We start from the raw sequence: 18050 nt of genomic DNA, 5'->3' as shown, positions 1-18050 counted from the left end.
AATTTCGCAATTTTTTTGCAAGATTTGACCGCTTGCCGTTTATAAGTCATGGGCTATTTTGTTACAGTGGCTTCAATCAGTTTTTCCGCTTTGGCTAAGCTATTTTCAACTGCTTGGTATGGCGTATTTGAATGGGCTACAACTTGTTCCGCACGATTTAGCATCACTTCAACTTCTCCAGCATTTGGCTCAGTCACTAATACTTTTAAAGGCAACTGTAATGCTAAGCTCGGATCTTTTACCATCAACGGTGTTCCGGCTTTTGGTGTGCCGTAAATAATCACGGTTGCCGGTTGCATTTCAAGACCGGCAGCTTTTGCCGCTGCTTGGTGATCGATTTTTGCAAAGACTACCATGCCTTTGTCTTTAAATGTAGTCTCTAAGGTATCTACCGTTTGCTGAAAGCTAAATTTACTTTTAAACACTGCGGGTTTTAAATCGGTTTCCGCATTTGCATAACCGGTAGCTAATAAAGATGTCAGTAGTAAGGCTTTTAATTTCATTGACTTGTCCTCGGTTAAAATAAGCCAATATTAGACTGCAATCTATTATTTCTCTTACAGCGAAATTTTACGCTAGGCGTTTAGCCAATTTCGTAGCATCTGCTCACCGTATTCGGTAATAAATGATTCAGGGTGGAATTGCACACCGTAAATCGGCAAATGTTGGTGTTTAAATGCCATTAATACATCTTGATCGCAAACCGCAGTAGCAACAAGCGGTGTGTTTTCCAGTGATTTTTGCGAAATAGCCCACGAATGATACAAACCGATCTTAAAACGCTCGGGTAAACCGTTAAAAATCGGGTTATTGCTAATTTGAATTAACGGACGTTGTTGCCCGTGTCTTACCTCATTCAAATTGTATAGCTCGCCGCCAAAAAATTCACATAAAGTTTGATGACCTAAACAGACGCCTAAAATCGATTTGGTTTGATGAAAACGTTCTAACATTGCAAAAGTTTGCGGGTAAGCTTGCGGTACATCCGGGCCGGGTGAAATCAGAATATGGCTAAAATTTTCCACCTCATCCAGTCCTAATTGTTCCACTAACACCACTTTCATCGGCACGCCGATTTTGCGTAGCAGATCAACCAGATTGAAGGTAAACGAATCGTGGTTATCAATAATTAATAAATTAGCGCTCTTCTTCATTGTTTGCTTCATTACTATCTTCAATCTTTTCTGCAATTAATGTGAGTTTATTGGTATCAAAATCATTGGTGAGCATTTCAACTGCCGGCATCGTTTGGCTCGCTTTGGCGGAAAGTTGCTGGAAGCGTTCCACCTTGCCGACTAAGCCTTGGCGACCAACCAATGAGGTTACCGTCTGATTATATTGGTTATTGACCGTATTTAGCGTATTGCCCAATTTGGCCAAACGGTCGGCAACGGTACAAACTTGATTATAAATTTCGCCTGCTTTTTCACTGATTTCACGTGCTTCGGCATTGCCTCGCTCAATTCGCCATAAATTTGCCACGGTGCGTAAAATCGGCATTAAGGTGGTATATGAAACCAAAATGACATTACGTTCATAACCGTAATTAAACAGTTGCGGATCGTGTTTCATTGCTTCAATATAAGCCGGCTCAATCGGTACGAACATTAACACGAAATCTGGGCTTTTTACTCCTTGCAAACTGCTGTAATTCTTTTTCGATAAGCCGTCAATATGTGTGCGGAGTGATTTGCAATGCTCATCTAAGGCTTGGGTAATTGCAAAATTTTCTTCGGTTCTGACCGCTTGATCGTAAGCCAACAACGATACTTTACTATCAATAATTAAGTGTTTTTGAGCGGGTAAATGTACAACAAAGTCAGGCGCGAAGCGTTTGCCCTCCTGATCTCGGAAACTTTCTTGAGCCACATAGTGCTCACCAGCTAATAATCCCGCCGCTTGTAGTGCCGATTCAAGCTGTACTTCGCCCCAATTACCAGCGATTTTATTGTTGCCTTTAAGTGCGTTGGTTAAGTTTTGTGCTTCTTCCGACATCGACACACCGATTTGTAGTACCCGTTTCAGTTCGGCTTCTAAACTTGCCGTGCCTTTAAGCGATTCACTATGTACTTCATTAACCCGTTTTTGGAAACCTTCAATTTGTTCTTTAAACGGTTTTAACAGGGCGTCTAATGAAGATTGATTGCTGGCAGTAAAACTTTTGGTTTTTTCTTCCAAAACTTGCTGTGCCAAATGTTGAAATTCAACATTAAGTTGTTGTTTTACCTCAATAAAATTACGTTGTTGCGCTTCAAAATTCGCTTGTTTCTCTGAAAGTGAAGTTCGCAATTCGGTTAATTCATTTTGCGTCTGGCTAAGCTGGGCAACAAGAGATTGGTTTTCACGTTCTTTATGTGAAAGTGAATGTTGGTTAACTTGTAATTGTTCTTCTAAACTTTCCGCTTTGGCTTGGAATGCACCGATACGCTCTTTCAGCTCATTGATATAGCGTTCTAATTGTTGTTCTTGCTGTTCCGCCTCTTCAATTTTGCTATGTAAACGGCTAATTTGTGTTTCTTTTTCGTTGATTCGTTCGATACCTGCTTGGGCTTGGGTTTTATATTGAATTGCCCATTGTTCGATCTGATTTTTTTCAACGGAAAGTTGCTCAAATTTTTGGTTAATTTGTGCGAGATCGGTTTGTGCTTTAGCCAAATCTTGCAAAAGTTCAAACGCATCACGTTGGTAACGTGATTGCAGAAAAAACAGAAAAACAGCGATAACCAGTAACACGCCAATCGCCACATAAAACCATATTTCGTCAATAATCATAAAGGTAAACCTGAATCTAATAGAAAAATATACAGTATTATAGCAATCTGGCGAAAAATGAAAAGTGAAAGAACGTTGCTAAATTGGCGGAAATTCCCCTAGAATAACAACAATATTTGTCACATTTTGAGTTTATGCAACATTTTATCCAAACCGCCGATCAACTCGGGCAACAGAAAAGCCCGTTCTTCTTTTTAATTGATTTTGAACAGCAAAAACCGATTATTTGTCCGCTAGAACAAGCGGCGGCAAGCGGTCTGTTTTTCGATTTTTTTTGCAAATCGAATGTTCAACCACAAAACGTTCGCAAGCCGTTTGAATTTCAGATCAATCCCATCTCGTTTGAAACTTATCAGCAAGGTTTTGAGCTTGTTCAAAAGGAAATCCAAGCCGGTAATAGCTATTTATTGAATTTGACTTATCCGACCGAAATTCAAACCAATTACAGTTTAGAAGAACTGTTTTTCGCCAGTTCGGCAAAATATAAATTGTGGCTGAAAGGGCAGTTTGTTTGTTTTTCGCCGGAAACTTTTGTGCGGATTCAACAAAATAAAATCTACTCTTATCCGATGAAAGGCACGATTAATGCGAATGAGCCGAATGCGGCGGAAAAGCTGATGCAATCGGATAAAGAATTTACCGAACACAATACGATTGTAGATTTGATTCGTAATGATTTGGCGTTAGTTTCACAAAATATTCAGGTGACGAAGTATCGTTATTTAGAGAAAGTGGATACCTACCGTGGCGCAATTTATCAAACCAGTTCTGAAATTTGCGGCGAGCTAAACGAAAATTGGCAAGCGAGTGTGGGTTCACTATTAGCCAAGCTCCTGCCGGCAGGCTCAATTAGCGGTGCGCCGAAAGAAAAAACCTTAGAGATTATTCAAAAAGCGGAAATCGAACAGCGAGGTTATTACACCGGTATTTTCGGCTATTTTGACGGTGAAAATTTAGAGAGTGCGGTGGCGATTCGTTTTATTGAGCAAAATGGCGAACAAATTTTGTTCCGTAGTGGCGGCGGTATTACTGCAAAAAGCGTACTGAACGATGAATATGATGAACTGTTGGAGAAAGTTTATGTGCCGATTTCCATTGTTTGAAACGATTGCAATTATTGATGGTGAACCGCAAAATTTAGCTTATCATCAGCAACGCTTTGAAAGTGCGATTAAACAATATTTTAATGCGCAACCACAGTGGCAATTAGCAGAGGTGATTTGTGTGCCGGACGAATTTCAGCAGGGCAGTGTACGCTGCCGCATTGATTACAATGCGAGCGAGTTTCAGCAGCAATTTTCCCTTTATTCGCCACGTAAGATCAACTCTTTCCAATGTGTTTACACCGAGGATTTGGATTACCGCTTTAAATATAGTGATCGCAAGCGGTTGGATTCGCTCAAAACTTTGCAAGCCGATGAAATAATTATTATCAATAATGGCAAAGTGAGCGATTGTACGATCGGAAATTTGCTTTTTTACAGGAAAGGAAAGTGGTTCAGCTCGCAAGATTATTTATTAAAGGGTACGCAGCTAACCAAGCTGGTTGAAACCAGTATTGTCGAATTGGTTCAAATTACACCGCAAGATTTGACCCAGTACGAACAAATTATGATGGTGAATGCGCTTAATCCTTTTGATTTACAAAGGGCTTTACCGATTTCGGCAATCAATTTTGCCGGATAGATCGAAAAACAGTAAAAAAGTGCTTGAAACTGTATAAGTAAACACTATAATAATACACAGTTAATTGACGACAAACGGTCGTTTTTTCAGAAAAGTTTGCAAAGGACAATACTATGGCAGCGGATAACAAAAAAGCGCAAAAGAACACAGTAACAAAACAAATCGATCCGGAACAAAAAGAAAAAGCATTAGCTGCTGCTCTTGCCCAAATTGAAAAACAATTTGGTAAAGGTTCTATTATGCGCTTAGGCGACACGCAAGCGCTTGATATTGAAGCGGTTTCAACCGGTTCAATCGGTTTAGACGCCGCATTAGGTATCGGCGGCTTACCGATGGGACGTATCGTTGAGATTTACGGTCCCGAATCTTCAGGTAAAACGACGCTGACTTTATCGGTCATTGCGCAAGCACAAAAATCAGGTAAAACTTGTGCGTTTATTGATGCGGAACACGCGCTTGATCCGGTTTATGCTCGTAAATTGGGCGTGGATACCGATGCATTGTTAATTTCACAACCGGATAACGGTGAACAAGCGCTCGAGATTTGTGATGCGTTAGTGCGTTCCGGGGCGGTTGATGTAATTATTGTGGACTCGGTAGCCGCATTAACGCCGAAAGCGGAAATTGAAGGCGATATGGGCGATTCTCATATGGGCTTACAAGCACGTTTAATGTCACAAGCGTTACGTAAATTAACGGCAAACATTAAGGCGACTAACTGCTTAGTGGTGTTTATTAACCAAATTCGTATGAAGATCGGTGTGATGTTCGGTAACCCTGAAACAACAACCGGCGGTAACGCACTTAAATTTTACGCTTCGGTTCGTTTAGATATTCGTCGTTCAGGTGTAGTAAAAGACGGAGATGAAGTGGTTGGTAGCGAAACGAAAGTGAAAATTGTGAAAAATAAAGTTGCACCGCCGTTCCGTGAAGTTCAATTCGACATTATGTATGGTGAAGGTATTTCACGTATGAATGAATTATTAATTCTTGCCGAAGCAAATGGCTTTATCCAAAAAGCGGGAGCATGGTTCTCATACGAAGGTACGAAAATCGGTCAAGGTAAAAATAATGCAATCAAATGGTTAAAAGAGAATACAGAGATTGCAAATAAAATTGAACAAGAAATTCGTGAGTTACTCATTTCAACACCGGAAAAAACATCAGCAGGTGAGCAGAATGTATTAGATGCCGATGATGTGAACGATTTTGAAGACGAAGAGTTTAACGAAGAAGAACTATAATAAAAATGCGGTTTCTGCGGAGGTAGAAACCGCATTTGTTTTTTATACTGAATGATTTTAAGTATGGCTAACTACACGGCAATAAATTATCTGTTATATTTACTCTCTAAGCGAGATTATAGTGAACAAGATTTACGACGAAAATTAGTTCAAAAAGAATATAGCCAAGAAGAAATAGACCAGGCTATCGAACGCGCGCAAGCAAATAATTGGCAAAGTGATGAACGCTATTGCGCCAGCTTTATTCGTTACCGTTCTCAGCAAGGAATCGGGCCTCGCCGTTTAAAACAAGAGTTGAAACTCAAAGGGATTAAAGATTGGCTGATAAGTCAAGAATTAGATAATGCAGAGATTGATTGGTTTATACTTGCCGAGCAAGTTTTTGAGAAAAAACGACCGCTTGTTTGGGATATAAAAGCTAAGCAAAAAATGTGGCGTTTTATGCTTAGCCGAGGCTTTTATAATGATCACTTTAGCCATCTAATGGACATAGATTACAATGATGCAGAATATGAATAATATTACTTTTTTTAGCCGTTTCGAGTCTGATATTTTAGCTGGTAAGAAAACTATTACCATTCGAGATAAATCCGAAGCTTATTTTCAACCTCAGCAAGAGCTAAAAGTTTTTACTAATGAAACTAATCGTTTCTTTGCTGATATTCGAGTAATTTCTGTTACGCCTATCCATTTTGAACAATTAAATGAGCAACACGCTAAACAAGAAAATATGTCGTTAGCTGAATTGAAGCAAGTCATCAGAGATATTTATCCGAATGATAATGACTTTTTTGTGATTGAGTTTGAATTAATTTAATGAGTATTTTTAAATCAACGAAACAAGTAGAACTTTGTCCTGATTGTGGTTCTGCATTACAAATTAAGCGAGGGAAACAAGGTTTATTTTTAGGTTGTAGCAGTTATCCGCAATGTGACTATATGAAACCGCTACATCAGACTAACCACGTAATTAAAGATTTAACGGAAATTTGTCCTGAATGTGGACATTTTTTGCAATTAAAACAGGGTAATTTTGGGATTTTTATTGGTTGTAGTCATTATCCAGAGTGCCATTTTACTGTACATGATGAGGCGGAAGAACAAGAAGAATTTGATTGTCCAGAGTGCAAAACGAATAAATTAGTGGCGCGAAAAGGGCGCTCAGGCAAAACATTTTATGGCTGTAGCGGATTTCCTAGCTGTAAGTTTACTTTGGCAGCTAAACCTATAGCAAAAACTTGTCCTCAATGTCAGTGCTCCATTGTGACGGTTAAGAAACAGCGTGGAAAATCGATGTATCTCTGTGCAAATAAGTCATGCCAATATCTATTTAATGAAGAAAATGAATAATTTAGAAAATATTGTCGAGCAATTAAAACAGAATAATGTGGTTGCTTATCCTACTGAAGCGGTATTTGGTCTTGGCTGTAATCCTAATAGCGAGGCAGCCGTACGAGCTTTATTAAAATTAAAAAATCGCCCTGAAGAAAAAGGGCTGATTCTTATTGCTCCAACCAAGGAGCTATTACTTCCTTATATTGATGAGAGCAAATTAACCGCAGAACATTGGCAAATTTTTGAAACACCTTCTGAACAGGCGATTACTTGGGTAATGCCGGCTAAAAAGGAAGTTCCTCAATATTTGACCGGGCAATTTGATACGATTGCTGTACGCTTATGCCGTATGTCGGCTGTTGTTGAGCTTTGTGAACGTACCGGATTTGCTCTAACTTCGACCAGTTGCAATTTAACCGGACAAGAACCATGCCGAACGGCAGACGAAGTAAAATTGCAATTCGGAGCGGATTTTCCAGTATTAGAAGCTGATACGGCTGGAAAAACTAATCCTTCTGAAATTCGAGATATTTTTACACAACATATTTTTAGACAAGGGTAATAAGCATGAATCGTTATGCCGTATGGGGGAACCCGATTGCGCAAAGTAAGTCGCCACAAATTCACCAATTCTTTGCAGAACAAACCGGACGTAATGTTTGTTATACCGCTAAATTAGGTGATGAGCAGCAATTTGAAATGCAACTTAAGCAATTTTTTGCAGAGGGAGCTAAAGGTGCAAATATTACTGCGCCATTTAAAGAGCGAGCATTTAAGCTAGCGGATGAGCATAGTGAAGGATGTTTATTAGCCGAGGCGTGTAATACATTGAAGCGGTTGGATGACGGTCGTTTATATGCAGATAATACCGATGGCTTTGGGCTTTGCTCGGATTTGGAGCGTTTAGGTTGGCTAGAACCTAATCAACGTGTGCTTATCTTAGGTGCTGGCGGTGCGACTAAAGGGGTACTTTTTCCTCTTTTAAAAGCGAAACAGCAGATTACTATCTATAATCGAACCTTAGAGAAAGCGGTTCATTTAGCAGAAAAATTTGCAAAATATGGAAACATTCAGACCGCCTCTCTAGAGCAAATTGCTGAACAAGAGTTTGATTTGGTTATTAATGCAACATCATTAGGTTTACAAGGAAAATATGTACCTATTGCGGCCCACCTTTTAAAGGGCGCTGCAGTTTATGATATGCAATATGCGCCTAATATGCAGACACCATTTTTAAATTATGCTCGTGATTGCGGCGCTCTACGTTATCAAGATGGGCTAGGTATGTTAGTTGGACAAGCTGCTTTTGCCTTTAAACTATGGGAAAATGAATTTCCTGATATAGAAACAGTTCTCGTTAGGCTTAAATCTGAGATGGAAAATGCAAAATAGTATTTTATAACTTATTATAAAATAAGCAGTTTTTAGTTATTTTTATGACAAAATGAGCAATGTGTAGCCAAACAATCAAATTTCTTCACTTTTTTTAAAAAAGTGTTTGACGAAGCGGAATAAAATCAGCATAATACACCCCGTAAGCCGATGAGGTGAACGCAAAAATGAAAAATGGCTACATAGCTCAGCTGGTTAGAGCACAACACTCATAATGTTGGGGTCGCAAGTTCGAATCTCGCTGTAGCCACCATTTGCGGGAATGGCGAAATTGGTAGACGCACCAGATTTAGGTTCTGGCGCCGCGAGGTGTGTGGGTTCAAGTCCCTCTTCCCGCACCATTCATTGTCTTACGAAAAAAAATTAGTGTTGGGGTATCGCCAAGCGGTAAGGCACCGGGTTTTGATCTCGGCATCCCTAGGTTCGAATCCTAGTACCCCAGCCATCTAATTTCATTTCAAAATAAAGCTAACTAAATGTTAGTTTTTTCTTTTGGGGTATCGCCAAGCGGTAAGGCACCGGGTTTTGATCTCGGCATCCCTAGGTTCGAATCCTAGTACCCCAGCCATCCTTCTTATTATCCAAAGCTTATCTTATTTTTTTCTTATTAATATTTGTTTTTTATTTTTGATTTATTCCTAATTATTCTTATTCTCTTCTTTAGATTTAGCTAAAAATTAATTAAAATTAACCGCTATTCTATAAGGAGAAAATGAATGTTAAATCCAAAGAACCTTGAGTCCTTGGCTCAGCAACTCCATAATGCATTGCCTCAGCCTTTAAAAAATGTTGGCAATGATCTTGAAGAAAAATTTAGACAAATTTTACAAGCCCAATTAGCTAAACTTGATATTGTGACCCGAGAAGAATTTGATGTGCAATCTCAAGTATTACTCCGCACACGTGAAAAGCTCAATGAATTAGAAAAACGTCTAGAAGAGCTTGAAAAACATCAATCAGAAGATTAATCCCATTTTTAACTTTAATTAGCAAAAGGACCTTTAATATGCAAAATATTAATCCAACGCAAACAGCAGCTTGGGCTGCTTTAGAACAACATAAAGCAGATAACTTAAACATTCCTCAGCTATTTGCCGAAGATACAAATCGTTTTGATAAATATCACTTAAATTTTGAAGAGCAAATTCTTGTCGATTTTTCTAAAAATGCCATTAATCAAAAAACATTAGACCTATTACGTCAGTTAGCAAGTGAATGCGGCTTAGCTTCTGCGACCGAAGCAATGTTCTCTGGTCAGAAAATCAATCGTACTGAGAATCGTGCGGTATTACATACCGCATTACGTAATCGTTCAAATACTCCGGTACTTGTTGATGGCAAAGATGTGATGCCGGAAGTGAATGCAGTATTGGCTAAAATGAAAGATTTCTGTGAGCGTGTTATTTCAGGTAGCTGGAAAGGCTACACAGGAAAAGCAATCACTGATGTGATTAATATCGGTATCGGTGGTTCGGATTTAGGTCCTTATATGGTAACCGAAGCGTTACGCCCATATAAAAATCATTTAAATATGCATTTTGTGTCGAATGTAGACGGTACGCATATTGCAGAAGTACTGAAAAAAGTAGATCCTGAAACAACATTAGTATTAGTTGCATCAAAAACTTTTACTACTCAAGAAACCATGACCAATGCGTTAACTGCTCGTGAGTGGTTATTAGCGGCTGCAAAAGATGAATCTGCAGTAGCAAAACACTTTGCAGCATTATCTACTAATGCGACAGAAGTAGCGAAATTCGGGATTGATACGGCAAATATGTTTGAATTCTGGGATTGGGTAGGCGGTCGTTATTCTTTATGGTCTGCAATTGGTCTTTCTATTGCTTTATCATTAGGCTTTGAGAACTTTGAAGCATTACTTTCAGGTGCTCATGCAATGGATAAACATTTCCGTACAGCGCCGATTGAGCAAAATATCCCGACAACATTAGCGTTAATAGGTATTTGGAACAGTAATTTCCTTGGTGCGGAAACAGAAGCATTATTACCTTACGATCAATATTTACATCGCTTTGCTGCATATTTCCAACAAGGTAATATGGAATCAAATGGTAAATTTGTCGGTCGTGACGGCAGTCCGGTAACGCATCAAACCGGTCCGATTGTATGGGGTGAACCGGGTACTAACGGTCAGCACGCTTTTTATCAATTAATTCACCAAGGTACGAAGCTGATTCCTTGTGATTTTATTGCTCCGGCACAAACACATAATCCGGTCGGCGATCACCATGCAAAACTATTATCTAATTTCTTTGCACAAACAGAAGCGCTTGCGTTCGGTAAATCAAAAGAAACTGTAGAAGCGGAATTTGTGGCAGCAGGTAAGGATTTAGCAGATGTTGCGGAAATCGTACCGTTTAAAGTATTTACCGGCAATAAACCGACAAACTCAATTTTAGTACAAAAAATTACACCGTTCACTTTAGGTGCATTAATTGCGATGTATGAACATAAAATCTTCGTACAAGGGGTAATTTTCAATATCTACAGCTTCGACCAATGGGGTGTAGAGTTAGGTAAACAACTCGCAAATCGTATCTTACCTGAGTTACAAAATGCGGAACAAATTACCAGCCACGACAGCTCTACTAACGGATTAATCAATCAATTTAAAGCGTGGCGCTAGGCTTTATAAAGATTAAGTGAGAAAAAAACAAGCGGTCAGAATTTGCGAATAATTTGCAAATTCCGACCGCTTTTTTATGTGTTATTTATAAAAAAAGCTATTCGTTATTGAATAGCTTTTTTGTGATTTAAAGTGAATTAAAGAAGATCACTAAAATAATGACCGGGATAACAAATCTTACGTAGTTAAACCAGATATTGGTGAAAGTTTTATTTGCACCTAATTCTGCTTTTGCTTCATCTTTTAGGACAAAGCCAACGAAAATCGCACTACCTAATGCTGTTAGGATAAATAAGATATTACCACTGATATAGTCGAAGGCATCAAAGATGCTTTTGCCCATAATTGTGATATGTTTCCACTCATTATCACCTAATACGGATGGAATATTACCTACAACAAAAATAGTACCAAGCGTTAAGGCAATTGCCGTTTTACGACTCATTTTGGTTTTCTCTTGTAATGCAGTGATAATTACTTCGTAAATAGTAAGTGAAGTAGTGAGTGCTGCAACCACTAATAAACTGAAGAAAATAACCGCAAAGATACTTCCGCCCCACATATTAGAGAACACGATCGGTAAACTTTGGAATACTAAGGTTGGTCCAGAGTTTGGCGCAACACCGAAGCTAAATAATGATGGGAAGATCATAAAACCAGCAAGCACGGCAATTAGGGTATTCATAATACCGGTAATTGTAGCTGTTTTTACTAAGTTTTCATTTTTATCTAAGTAGCTTGATAAAGTAATTAATACGCCAAAGCCAAGGCTTAATGCGAAGAATACCTGCCCTAACACAAACACAAACAGTTTAGGTGTGATTTTAGAAAAATCTGGCATAAGGTAGAAAGAAATACCTTCTGCCGCACCCGGTAATGTAACGTTACGAATCACCATCACAAGTAGGAAGATAAATAAAATCGGCATGAGATATTTTACTGAACGTTCAATACCGTCAACGATTCCTTTGACTAAAATAAAGTAGTTTACTAATACGAAAATCGCCGTGTAACCAATGATCGCAAGCGGGCTGTTTTGAATACTTTCTTTGTAATAAGCCGCCGTCGTTTCAACGGTAACCGGAGAAGATAAATCAAGGGTACCGCTTAATAAGCTACCGATATAATTTAATACCCATCCGCCTAAAACCATATAGTAAGCTAAGATACCAAATGCGCCGAGTAAGCCCATATAGCCGAGAATTTTCCAACCTGAGGCAATTTTTTTACCGTTTGCTGTTCCGCTAAATGCATCAATTGCGTTTACTTTAATACGGCGACCGATAACATTTTCCACCAAAATCATAGGGATACCGATAACAATCATTGCGATACAGAATAGAAATACGTAAGCTCCGCCGCCATTTTCGCCTACAAGGTAAGGAAAGCGCCAAGTTGCGCCAAAACCGACAGTTGCACCGGCAACAGTCATCACATAAGCCAATCGGTTTGACCACGATTGGCGTTCTACAGGTTTATTTGACATTATTACTCCTAAAGGGCTAATAAAGACCGACAAGCGGTCTGATTTTTAAAATTTTTTACAAAGATAGGTTTATGCAAAAAGTGCAAATAATTCATCGACTTTTATACGAGCATCGCCTTTTTGGCTAATAGAACGCTGGACTTGAATTTTTTTGATTTTTGCACCTTTATAAATGCTACGGGTAAAAGCCGTATCATGATTTGAAATTAATACCGGAATATTTTTGGCTTGCGCTTGTTTGGCATAAGAAGCAAGGCGTTCTTGTTGTGCGAGACTAAAGCCTCCTCCTGCATAATTAGTAAAATTACTTTCTTGCTGAAGTGGAGCATAAGGCGGATCACAATAAACAATATAGTTATCCGGCTTTTGTTCCAATAAGTTGAACACCTCTTCAAAATCAGCGCAAATAAACTCCGCTCTTTGCGCTTTTTCAGAAAAAAAACGTAACTCTTGCTCAGGGAAGTAGTGCGTTTTATATGCACCAAACGGCACATTGTATTCTCGCTTTTGGTTATAGCGACAAAGCCCATTAAAGCCAAAACGGTTTAGATATAAGAAGAGCACAGCTCGGCGGAATTTATCTTGAGATTGATTAAATTCCTGACGGCGTGCGTAATAAAATTCAGCGCTATTGGCGTTTGGCGCGTGAAAGAGCGATTTTGTTTGCTGAATATAATACTCGACATCTTGTTTTACGATATTAAACAGATCAATGAGATCTGGATTAATATCGGCAAGCAGATAGCGGTCATAATCAGTATTCAAAAATACAGAGCCAGCACCTACAAATGGCTCAACGAAACAAGCCCCCTGAGCAGGCTTAGGGGGCAAATGTTTGTTGATTTCTGGGGTCAGACGATATTTTCCGCCCGCCCATTTTAAAAAGGCACGTTTGTGATTGCTCATAAATTAGCGTTGGGTGAAGCGTTCTATTGCTGCCAATACTTGCGCTTCAGTTGCTTGTGCGCTGACATAGGCTTGACCAAGTGATTTAAGTAAGATTAAACGTAATTGACCGCCTAGTACTTTCTTATCACGCCACATATAAGGGAGATATTCCGCTGGTTCCATATTATCTGGTGAGATAGTTGGTAAAACCGCTCGAGCTAATAACTTCTCAAGACGAGCTACGTCTTGTTCGGTTAAATCACCGAGAATTCGAGATAATTCAGCTGCTTCAAGCATACCGACTGATACCCCTTCACCATGTAACCAGTTACCATATCCCATATGCGCTTCAATAGCATGGCCGAACGTATGACCTAAATTTAATAAAGCACGATCACCTTTTTCTGTTTCGTCTCGTGCGACAACATCAGCTTTTAATTGGCAACAACGCTGGATACAGTATTCCAGTGCGTTTTGATCAAGAGTGACAAGTTTATCAATATTTTGTTCTAACCATTCAAAGAAGGTGAGATCAAAAATAGCCCCGTATTTGATAACTTCGGCTAGACCAGCACTGACTTCTCGTTTAGCTAAAGTGTGTAAGCTATTCGTATCAATAATTACCGAAATCGGTTGGTAAAAAGCACCGATCATATTTTTGCCTAAAGGATGATTTACCGCCGTTTTACCGCCTACGGAAGAATCCACTTGTGCAAGCAAAGTGGTTGGGATTTGAATAAAACGGATGCCTCGTTGATAAGATGCTGCGGCATAGCCAGCGACATCTCCGATAACGCCACCACCTAATGCAATTAGCGTAGTATCTCTGTTATGATTTTTTTCCAATAATGCGGTAAAAATCATATTGAGAGAGTCTAAGGTTTTGTATTTTTCCCCATCTGGAATCAATACGTAATCTACACAACAACCTAATTCGGTTAGAGTGTCTTGAACCGTGGCAAGATAATGTTCAGCAACCGTTGGATTAGAGACAATCATTACTTTATCACCGGCTTTTAACGGAGCATAACTTTGCGGATCCGTTAACAGGCCGGCTCCAATAATAATCGGATAACGACGTTCTTTTAATTCAACATTCACTTGTAACATATCTTGCCCCTTGTGGTTACTGTAAATTATCAATTAGCTCAATGATATGAGTTGCAACAACTTTTGCACTCTGTTCATCGGTTTGTAGTGTTATGTCAGCAATTTCTTCATATAACGGATTACGAACTTTTGCTAACTCTTCAAGGGTTTTACGTGGATCTTCCGTTTGAAGTAAAGGTCGTTTTTTATCACGTTGCGTACGTTCAAATTGTTTATCTACGGTTGTTTCTAGGTAGATTACAATACCTCTGGCAGAAAGCACATTGCGGTTATCTTTTGATAATACCGAACCACCGCCAGTTGAAAGTACTACCCCTTGATTTTGGGTTAATTCATTAATAATTCTCTCTTCGCGTTTACGAAAGCCCGCTTCACCTTCTACATCGAAGATCCAATCAATATCTGCACCGGCACGTTCTTCAATTACAGAATCGGAATCAATAAAATCCATATTCAACATTTGTGCCAGCTGGCGACCAATAGTGCTTTTCCCTGCTCCCATTGGACCCACTAAGAAAATATTACGTTTTTCAGCCATTATTTTTTCTTCATTTATTCGACAACTAATTTAAACAACTCGACTTGTGGAAAGAAAACGACCGCTTATGCCTTACTGCCTTCAATTGGCAATGGCAAGCGGTCTGTTTTGCGAAAAATTTTACAATTATGATTTTTCGATTAATTCAAATAGTATAGATGCCACAAATCGCCCAAAATAAAATTAAGTGTGATTATCTCAAGAAAACACACCTAATTTCAACCTTATAGGAGAGATTATCTCCAAATTTTTACATTATTTTTTTAGAATAATTCACTGCCTTCAGGTGAGCTTAAAACGCCTTTAGGCGGTAAGCCTAAACGTTGCTCGATATGTAGCTGTTTATCCTGGGATTGTGGTAGTTTATAGGCTTTTTCAACGATATATTTTTTCGTTGGTTCAGTACCCTTGATAAAGTACTCAGTTAAATTGCTGCCTAAGAAACCACTTGTTGAGTCAATTTTCGCTTCAACAATATTTTGAGGTATCGGGAAGTTACGCTCAGGTTTATCTTTTAATGCTACTTTCATGTATTTAACCCATGCCGGCATTGCTGTTCTCGCTCCGGCTTCGCCACGACCTAAGTCACGTTTGTTATCATCAAAACCAACATAAACGGTTGTGACGATATTAGCTCCGAAACCTGCATACCAAGTCACTTTGGAATTGTTTGTTGTACCAGTTTTCCCGCCGATATCTTTACGTTTGAAATCATTAGCAAGTGCTTTACTGGTACCGTTCCAAGCTTGTCCCGGTTCACCATAGATTGCACTATTTAATGCGCTACGCATTAAGAATGCTAATTCACCACTAATCACACGCGGGGCATAACGAACTTCTGAAGAGTTTTGCGCGGATTCTGTCATTAGGCTTGGCGCATTAGTTTTCACTGCCGGTTTGATTTCCGGTTCAGCCTCGGCAGCAATTTCTGTTTCGGCCTCTTCCGTAATATTTTCTTCTCCAGTCGTACCTAATGCTTCACGTAGTTGTTCTTCATCATGGATTTTTACACCATCAAAATAAGTCGGTTCAGGGTATTTCACCGGAATATGAGCACATTCCACACAAGCAATGGCCGGATTTGCTTTGAATAACTCGTTACCTTGGTTATCTAAAATACGATCAATAATATAAGGATCGATCAGGTAACCGCCGTTATCGAATACAGCGTAGGCACGAGCCATTTCTAGCGGCGTAAAAGAAGCAGCACCTAGTGCTAGTGCTTCGGTTGCCATAAATTGATCACGACTGAAACCAAAACGTTCTAAATATTCTGCAACATAGTCTAAACCTGCCATTTGTAAGGTTCGGATTGCCACCATGTTTTTAGATTTACCTAGCGCAACACGCAAGCGCAGCGGGCCTTCGTAGCGATTATCTGCATTTTTCGGCGTCCAAGGCTTTTGCCCGCGCTTAATAATTGTAATTGGTGAATCGCTCAGTGTGGTTGAAAGGCTTAAACCTTTATTCATTGCCGCGGTATAAATAAACGGTTTGATTGATGAACCAACTTGAACTAAAGATTGAGTCGCTCGATTAAAGCGACTTTGTTCAAAGCTAAATCCACCTACGATTGCCTCAATTGCACCGTTATCACTGTTTAATGACACCAATGCTGAGTTTACTTCAGGAATCTGACCTAGTTGCCAATCGCCACCTGTTTTTGTTTGGCGAACCCAAATTTGTTCACCAACATTTAATTTAATTGATTTGCCAAATGTTGCATTTGATTTTTTCAATTCGGCTTTATCGCCGTTAGCCAACATAATGGTATAACCGTTTTTGCTAGTCGCAACAACGGCTGCCCCGACAAATGGTTCTGAATTTGGTAATTTGCTTAGGTGTTCGATAATTTTCTCATCATCCCAAGCATTTTTGTCGTTCCAAAGCTTTTCAGCTCCACGCCAACCGTGGCGGCGGTCATAATTAATTAAGTTCTCACTTAATGCGTCCTGAGCCGCCTTTTGGTCAGTGGAAAGTACGGTTGCATACACTTTAAAACCTTTGTTATATGCAACGTCTTCACCATAACGTTTCACCATCTCTTGGCGAACCATTTCGGTTACATAATCCGCTCTAAATTCTAAAGCCGTACCGTAGAATGTTGCTTTTACAGGTTCTGCTTTTGCTTGATCATATTGCTGTTGGGTAATTTTACCGACTTCTAACATTCGGCCTAATACAACATTACGGCGCGCCTCGGCACGTTTTACCGAGTAAAGTGGATTCATGGTAGAAGGTGCTTTAGGCAAACCAGCAATAATTGCCATTTCACTTAAACTAAGTTGTTCTAAAGATTTACCGAAGTAGGTTTTTGCTGCAGCCGCTACACCGTGAGAGCGATAACCTAGATAGATTTTATTCAGATAAAGTTCAAGAATTTCATCTTTGCTCAATACTTTCTCGATTTCAAGCGCTAAGATAGCTTCTTTGATTTTACGCTCCATATTACGCTCAGGCGTTAAGAAGAAGTTTCTTGCCAACTGTTGTGTAATCGTACTCGCACCTTGAGTATCGCCTTGGCTAGAACGCCAGATAGCACGCATGATTCCTTTTGGATCGATACCTTTATGATCATAAAAACGAACATCTTCAGTAGCGATGATTGCATCAATAAGTGTTTGTGGAATTTCTGCCAGTTTTACTGGAATACGGCGCTGTTCACCCACTTCACCAATGAGCTTGCCGTCAGCCGTGAAGATTTGCATCGGCTGTTGTAATTCAACACTTTTTAATGTTGAAACATTTGGTAGGCTTTCTTTGATATGGAAATACGCTAAACCTGCGACAATCCCTCCCAAAATAATGAGAGAAAGAAAAGCACTTAATATTATTTTTGCGATCTTCATCGAAAAATTCTCTTTTGGTAAATGACGAAATAAAAATTTATAGCCAATATACAGATACTATAAAGATATAAGTATAAGCGAAAACCACCTAAAAAACCGCTTA

18 protein-coding genes and 4 tRNA genes are annotated in these 18050 nt (G+C 39.3%); 14 read left to right on the top strand and 8 right to left on the bottom strand.

All coding sequences use genetic code 11. From position 1 onward, the window contains the following. Positions 1 to 53 precede the first annotated feature (53 nt). The 3 genes from ASU1_RS06360 to ASU1_RS06350 form a co-directional block, all read right to left on the bottom strand. Positions 54 to 503: a DUF302 domain-containing protein gene (locus ASU1_RS06360; protein ID WP_014991955.1), complete on the bottom strand. Its 450-nt coding sequence runs from the start codon at positions 501 to 503 to the stop codon at positions 54 to 56. Between the two features lie 72 nt (positions 504 to 575). Beyond that, the gene (locus ASU1_RS06355; protein ID WP_039195251.1) at positions 576 to 1166 is read right to left on the bottom strand and encodes an anthranilate synthase component II; all 591 of its coding nucleotides are present in this window, start codon (positions 1164 to 1166) and stop codon (positions 576 to 578) included. Then, a complete protein-coding gene (locus ASU1_RS06350) occupies positions 1138 to 2772 on the bottom strand; it encodes a DNA recombination protein RmuC (protein WP_014991953.1) in 1635 nt (544 codons plus the stop codon). The genes ASU1_RS06355 and ASU1_RS06350 overlap by 29 nt, the downstream gene beginning before the upstream one ends. Positions 2773 to 2906: 134 nt before the next feature. Here ASU1_RS06350 and ASU1_RS06345 point away from each other — a divergent pair, with 134 nt between their 5' ends. The 14 genes from ASU1_RS06345 (at position 2907) to pgi (ending at position 11076) form a co-directional block, all read left to right on the top strand. Next, entirely contained in the window at positions 2907 to 3875 is a 969-nt protein-coding gene (locus ASU1_RS06345) for an aminodeoxychorismate synthase component I (protein WP_014991952.1), read from the top strand. After that, on the top strand, positions 3853 to 4458 hold the full coding sequence (locus ASU1_RS06340) for an aminotransferase class IV family protein (RefSeq protein WP_014991951.1): 606 nt from the start codon (positions 3853 to 3855) through the stop codon (positions 4456 to 4458). Before ASU1_RS06345 ends, ASU1_RS06340 begins: the two co-directional genes overlap by 23 nt. Before the next feature lie 113 nt (positions 4459 to 4571). After that, complete coding sequence (recA, locus tag ASU1_RS06335) at positions 4572 to 5702, top strand: recombinase RecA (RefSeq protein ID WP_014991950.1); 1131 nt, start codon at positions 4572 to 4574, stop codon at positions 5700 to 5702. Between the two features lie 63 nt (positions 5703 to 5765). Beyond that, a complete protein-coding gene (gene recX, locus ASU1_RS06330) occupies positions 5766 to 6221 on the top strand; it encodes a recombination regulator RecX (protein ID WP_014991949.1) in 456 nt (151 codons plus the stop codon). Then, a complete protein-coding gene (yqfB, locus tag ASU1_RS06325; protein WP_014991948.1) occupies positions 6214 to 6519 on the top strand; it encodes a N(4)-acetylcytidine aminohydrolase in 306 nt (101 codons plus the stop codon). Before recX ends, yqfB begins: the two co-directional genes overlap by 8 nt. Further along, positions 6519 to 7052 (top strand): DNA topoisomerase family protein, encoded by a 534-nt coding sequence (locus ASU1_RS06320; RefSeq protein WP_014991947.1) that lies wholly within the window; start codon positions 6519 to 6521, stop codon positions 7050 to 7052. Before yqfB ends, ASU1_RS06320 begins: the two co-directional genes overlap by 1 nt. Then, positions 7045 to 7599 (top strand): L-threonylcarbamoyladenylate synthase type 1 TsaC, encoded by a 555-nt coding sequence (tsaC, locus tag ASU1_RS06315; RefSeq protein ID WP_014991946.1) that lies wholly within the window; start codon positions 7045 to 7047, stop codon positions 7597 to 7599. The genes ASU1_RS06320 and tsaC overlap by 8 nt, the downstream gene beginning before the upstream one ends. 5 nt (positions 7600 to 7604) lie before the next feature. Further along, positions 7605 to 8429, top strand: coding sequence for a shikimate dehydrogenase (aroE, locus tag ASU1_RS06310; RefSeq protein ID WP_014991945.1), 825 nt, complete (start codon positions 7605 to 7607; stop codon positions 8427 to 8429). 176 nt (positions 8430 to 8605) lie between these two features. Beyond that, positions 8606 to 8682, top strand: a tRNA-Met gene (locus tag ASU1_RS06305). A gap of 3 nt (positions 8683 to 8685) precedes the next feature. Then, positions 8686 to 8770, top strand: a tRNA-Leu gene (locus ASU1_RS06300). A gap of 29 nt (positions 8771 to 8799) precedes the next feature. Then, positions 8800 to 8874, top strand: a tRNA-Gln gene (locus ASU1_RS06295). A 48-nt stretch (positions 8875 to 8922) separates the two neighbouring features. Further along, positions 8923 to 8997 (top strand) — tRNA-Gln (locus ASU1_RS06290). A 148-nt stretch (positions 8998 to 9145) separates the two neighbouring features. After that, on the top strand, positions 9146 to 9397 hold the full coding sequence (ubiK, locus tag ASU1_RS06285) for a ubiquinone biosynthesis accessory factor UbiK (protein WP_014991944.1): 252 nt from the start codon (positions 9146 to 9148) through the stop codon (positions 9395 to 9397). A gap of 38 nt (positions 9398 to 9435) precedes the next feature. After that, positions 9436 to 11076 carry a glucose-6-phosphate isomerase gene (gene pgi, locus ASU1_RS06280; RefSeq protein WP_014991943.1) on the top strand — a complete coding sequence of 547 codons (1641 nt, stop codon included), beginning with the start codon at positions 9436 to 9438 and terminating at the stop codon, positions 11074 to 11076. A gap of 127 nt (positions 11077 to 11203) precedes the next feature. Here the strand turns inward: pgi and ASU1_RS06275 are convergent, their stop codons facing one another. From ASU1_RS06275 to ASU1_RS06255, 5 genes are all read right to left on the bottom strand, one after another. Then, entirely contained in the window at positions 11204 to 12562 is a 1359-nt protein-coding gene (locus ASU1_RS06275; RefSeq protein ID WP_014991942.1) for a sodium-dependent transporter, read from the bottom strand. Between the two features lie 69 nt (positions 12563 to 12631). Then, positions 12632 to 13468 carry a Dam family site-specific DNA-(adenine-N6)-methyltransferase gene (locus ASU1_RS06270; RefSeq protein WP_014991941.1) on the bottom strand — a complete coding sequence of 279 codons (837 nt, stop codon included), beginning with the start codon at positions 13466 to 13468 and terminating at the stop codon, positions 12632 to 12634. 3 nt (positions 13469 to 13471) lie between these two features. Continuing rightward, positions 13472 to 14560 carry a 3-dehydroquinate synthase gene (aroB, locus tag ASU1_RS06265; RefSeq protein ID WP_014991940.1) on the bottom strand — a complete coding sequence of 363 codons (1089 nt, stop codon included), beginning with the start codon at positions 14558 to 14560 and terminating at the stop codon, positions 13472 to 13474. Between the two features lie 16 nt (positions 14561 to 14576). Beyond that, the gene (aroK, locus tag ASU1_RS06260) at positions 14577 to 15098 is read right to left on the bottom strand and encodes a shikimate kinase AroK (RefSeq protein ID WP_005623982.1); all 522 of its coding nucleotides are present in this window, start codon (positions 15096 to 15098) and stop codon (positions 14577 to 14579) included. A gap of 263 nt (positions 15099 to 15361) precedes the next feature. Further along, on the bottom strand, positions 15362 to 17947 hold the full coding sequence (locus ASU1_RS06255; RefSeq protein ID WP_014991939.1) for a penicillin-binding protein 1A: 2586 nt from the start codon (positions 17945 to 17947) through the stop codon (positions 15362 to 15364). Positions 17948 to 18050 lie beyond the last annotated feature (103 nt).

The sequence above is a fragment of the Actinobacillus suis ATCC 33415 genome (genome assembly GCF_000739435.1).
Taxonomy (GTDB): Bacteria; Pseudomonadota; Gammaproteobacteria; order Enterobacterales; family Pasteurellaceae; genus Actinobacillus; species Actinobacillus suis.
Note: the sequence above shows the minus strand (reverse complement) of the source record. Positions and strands in the feature narration are given on the sequence as shown.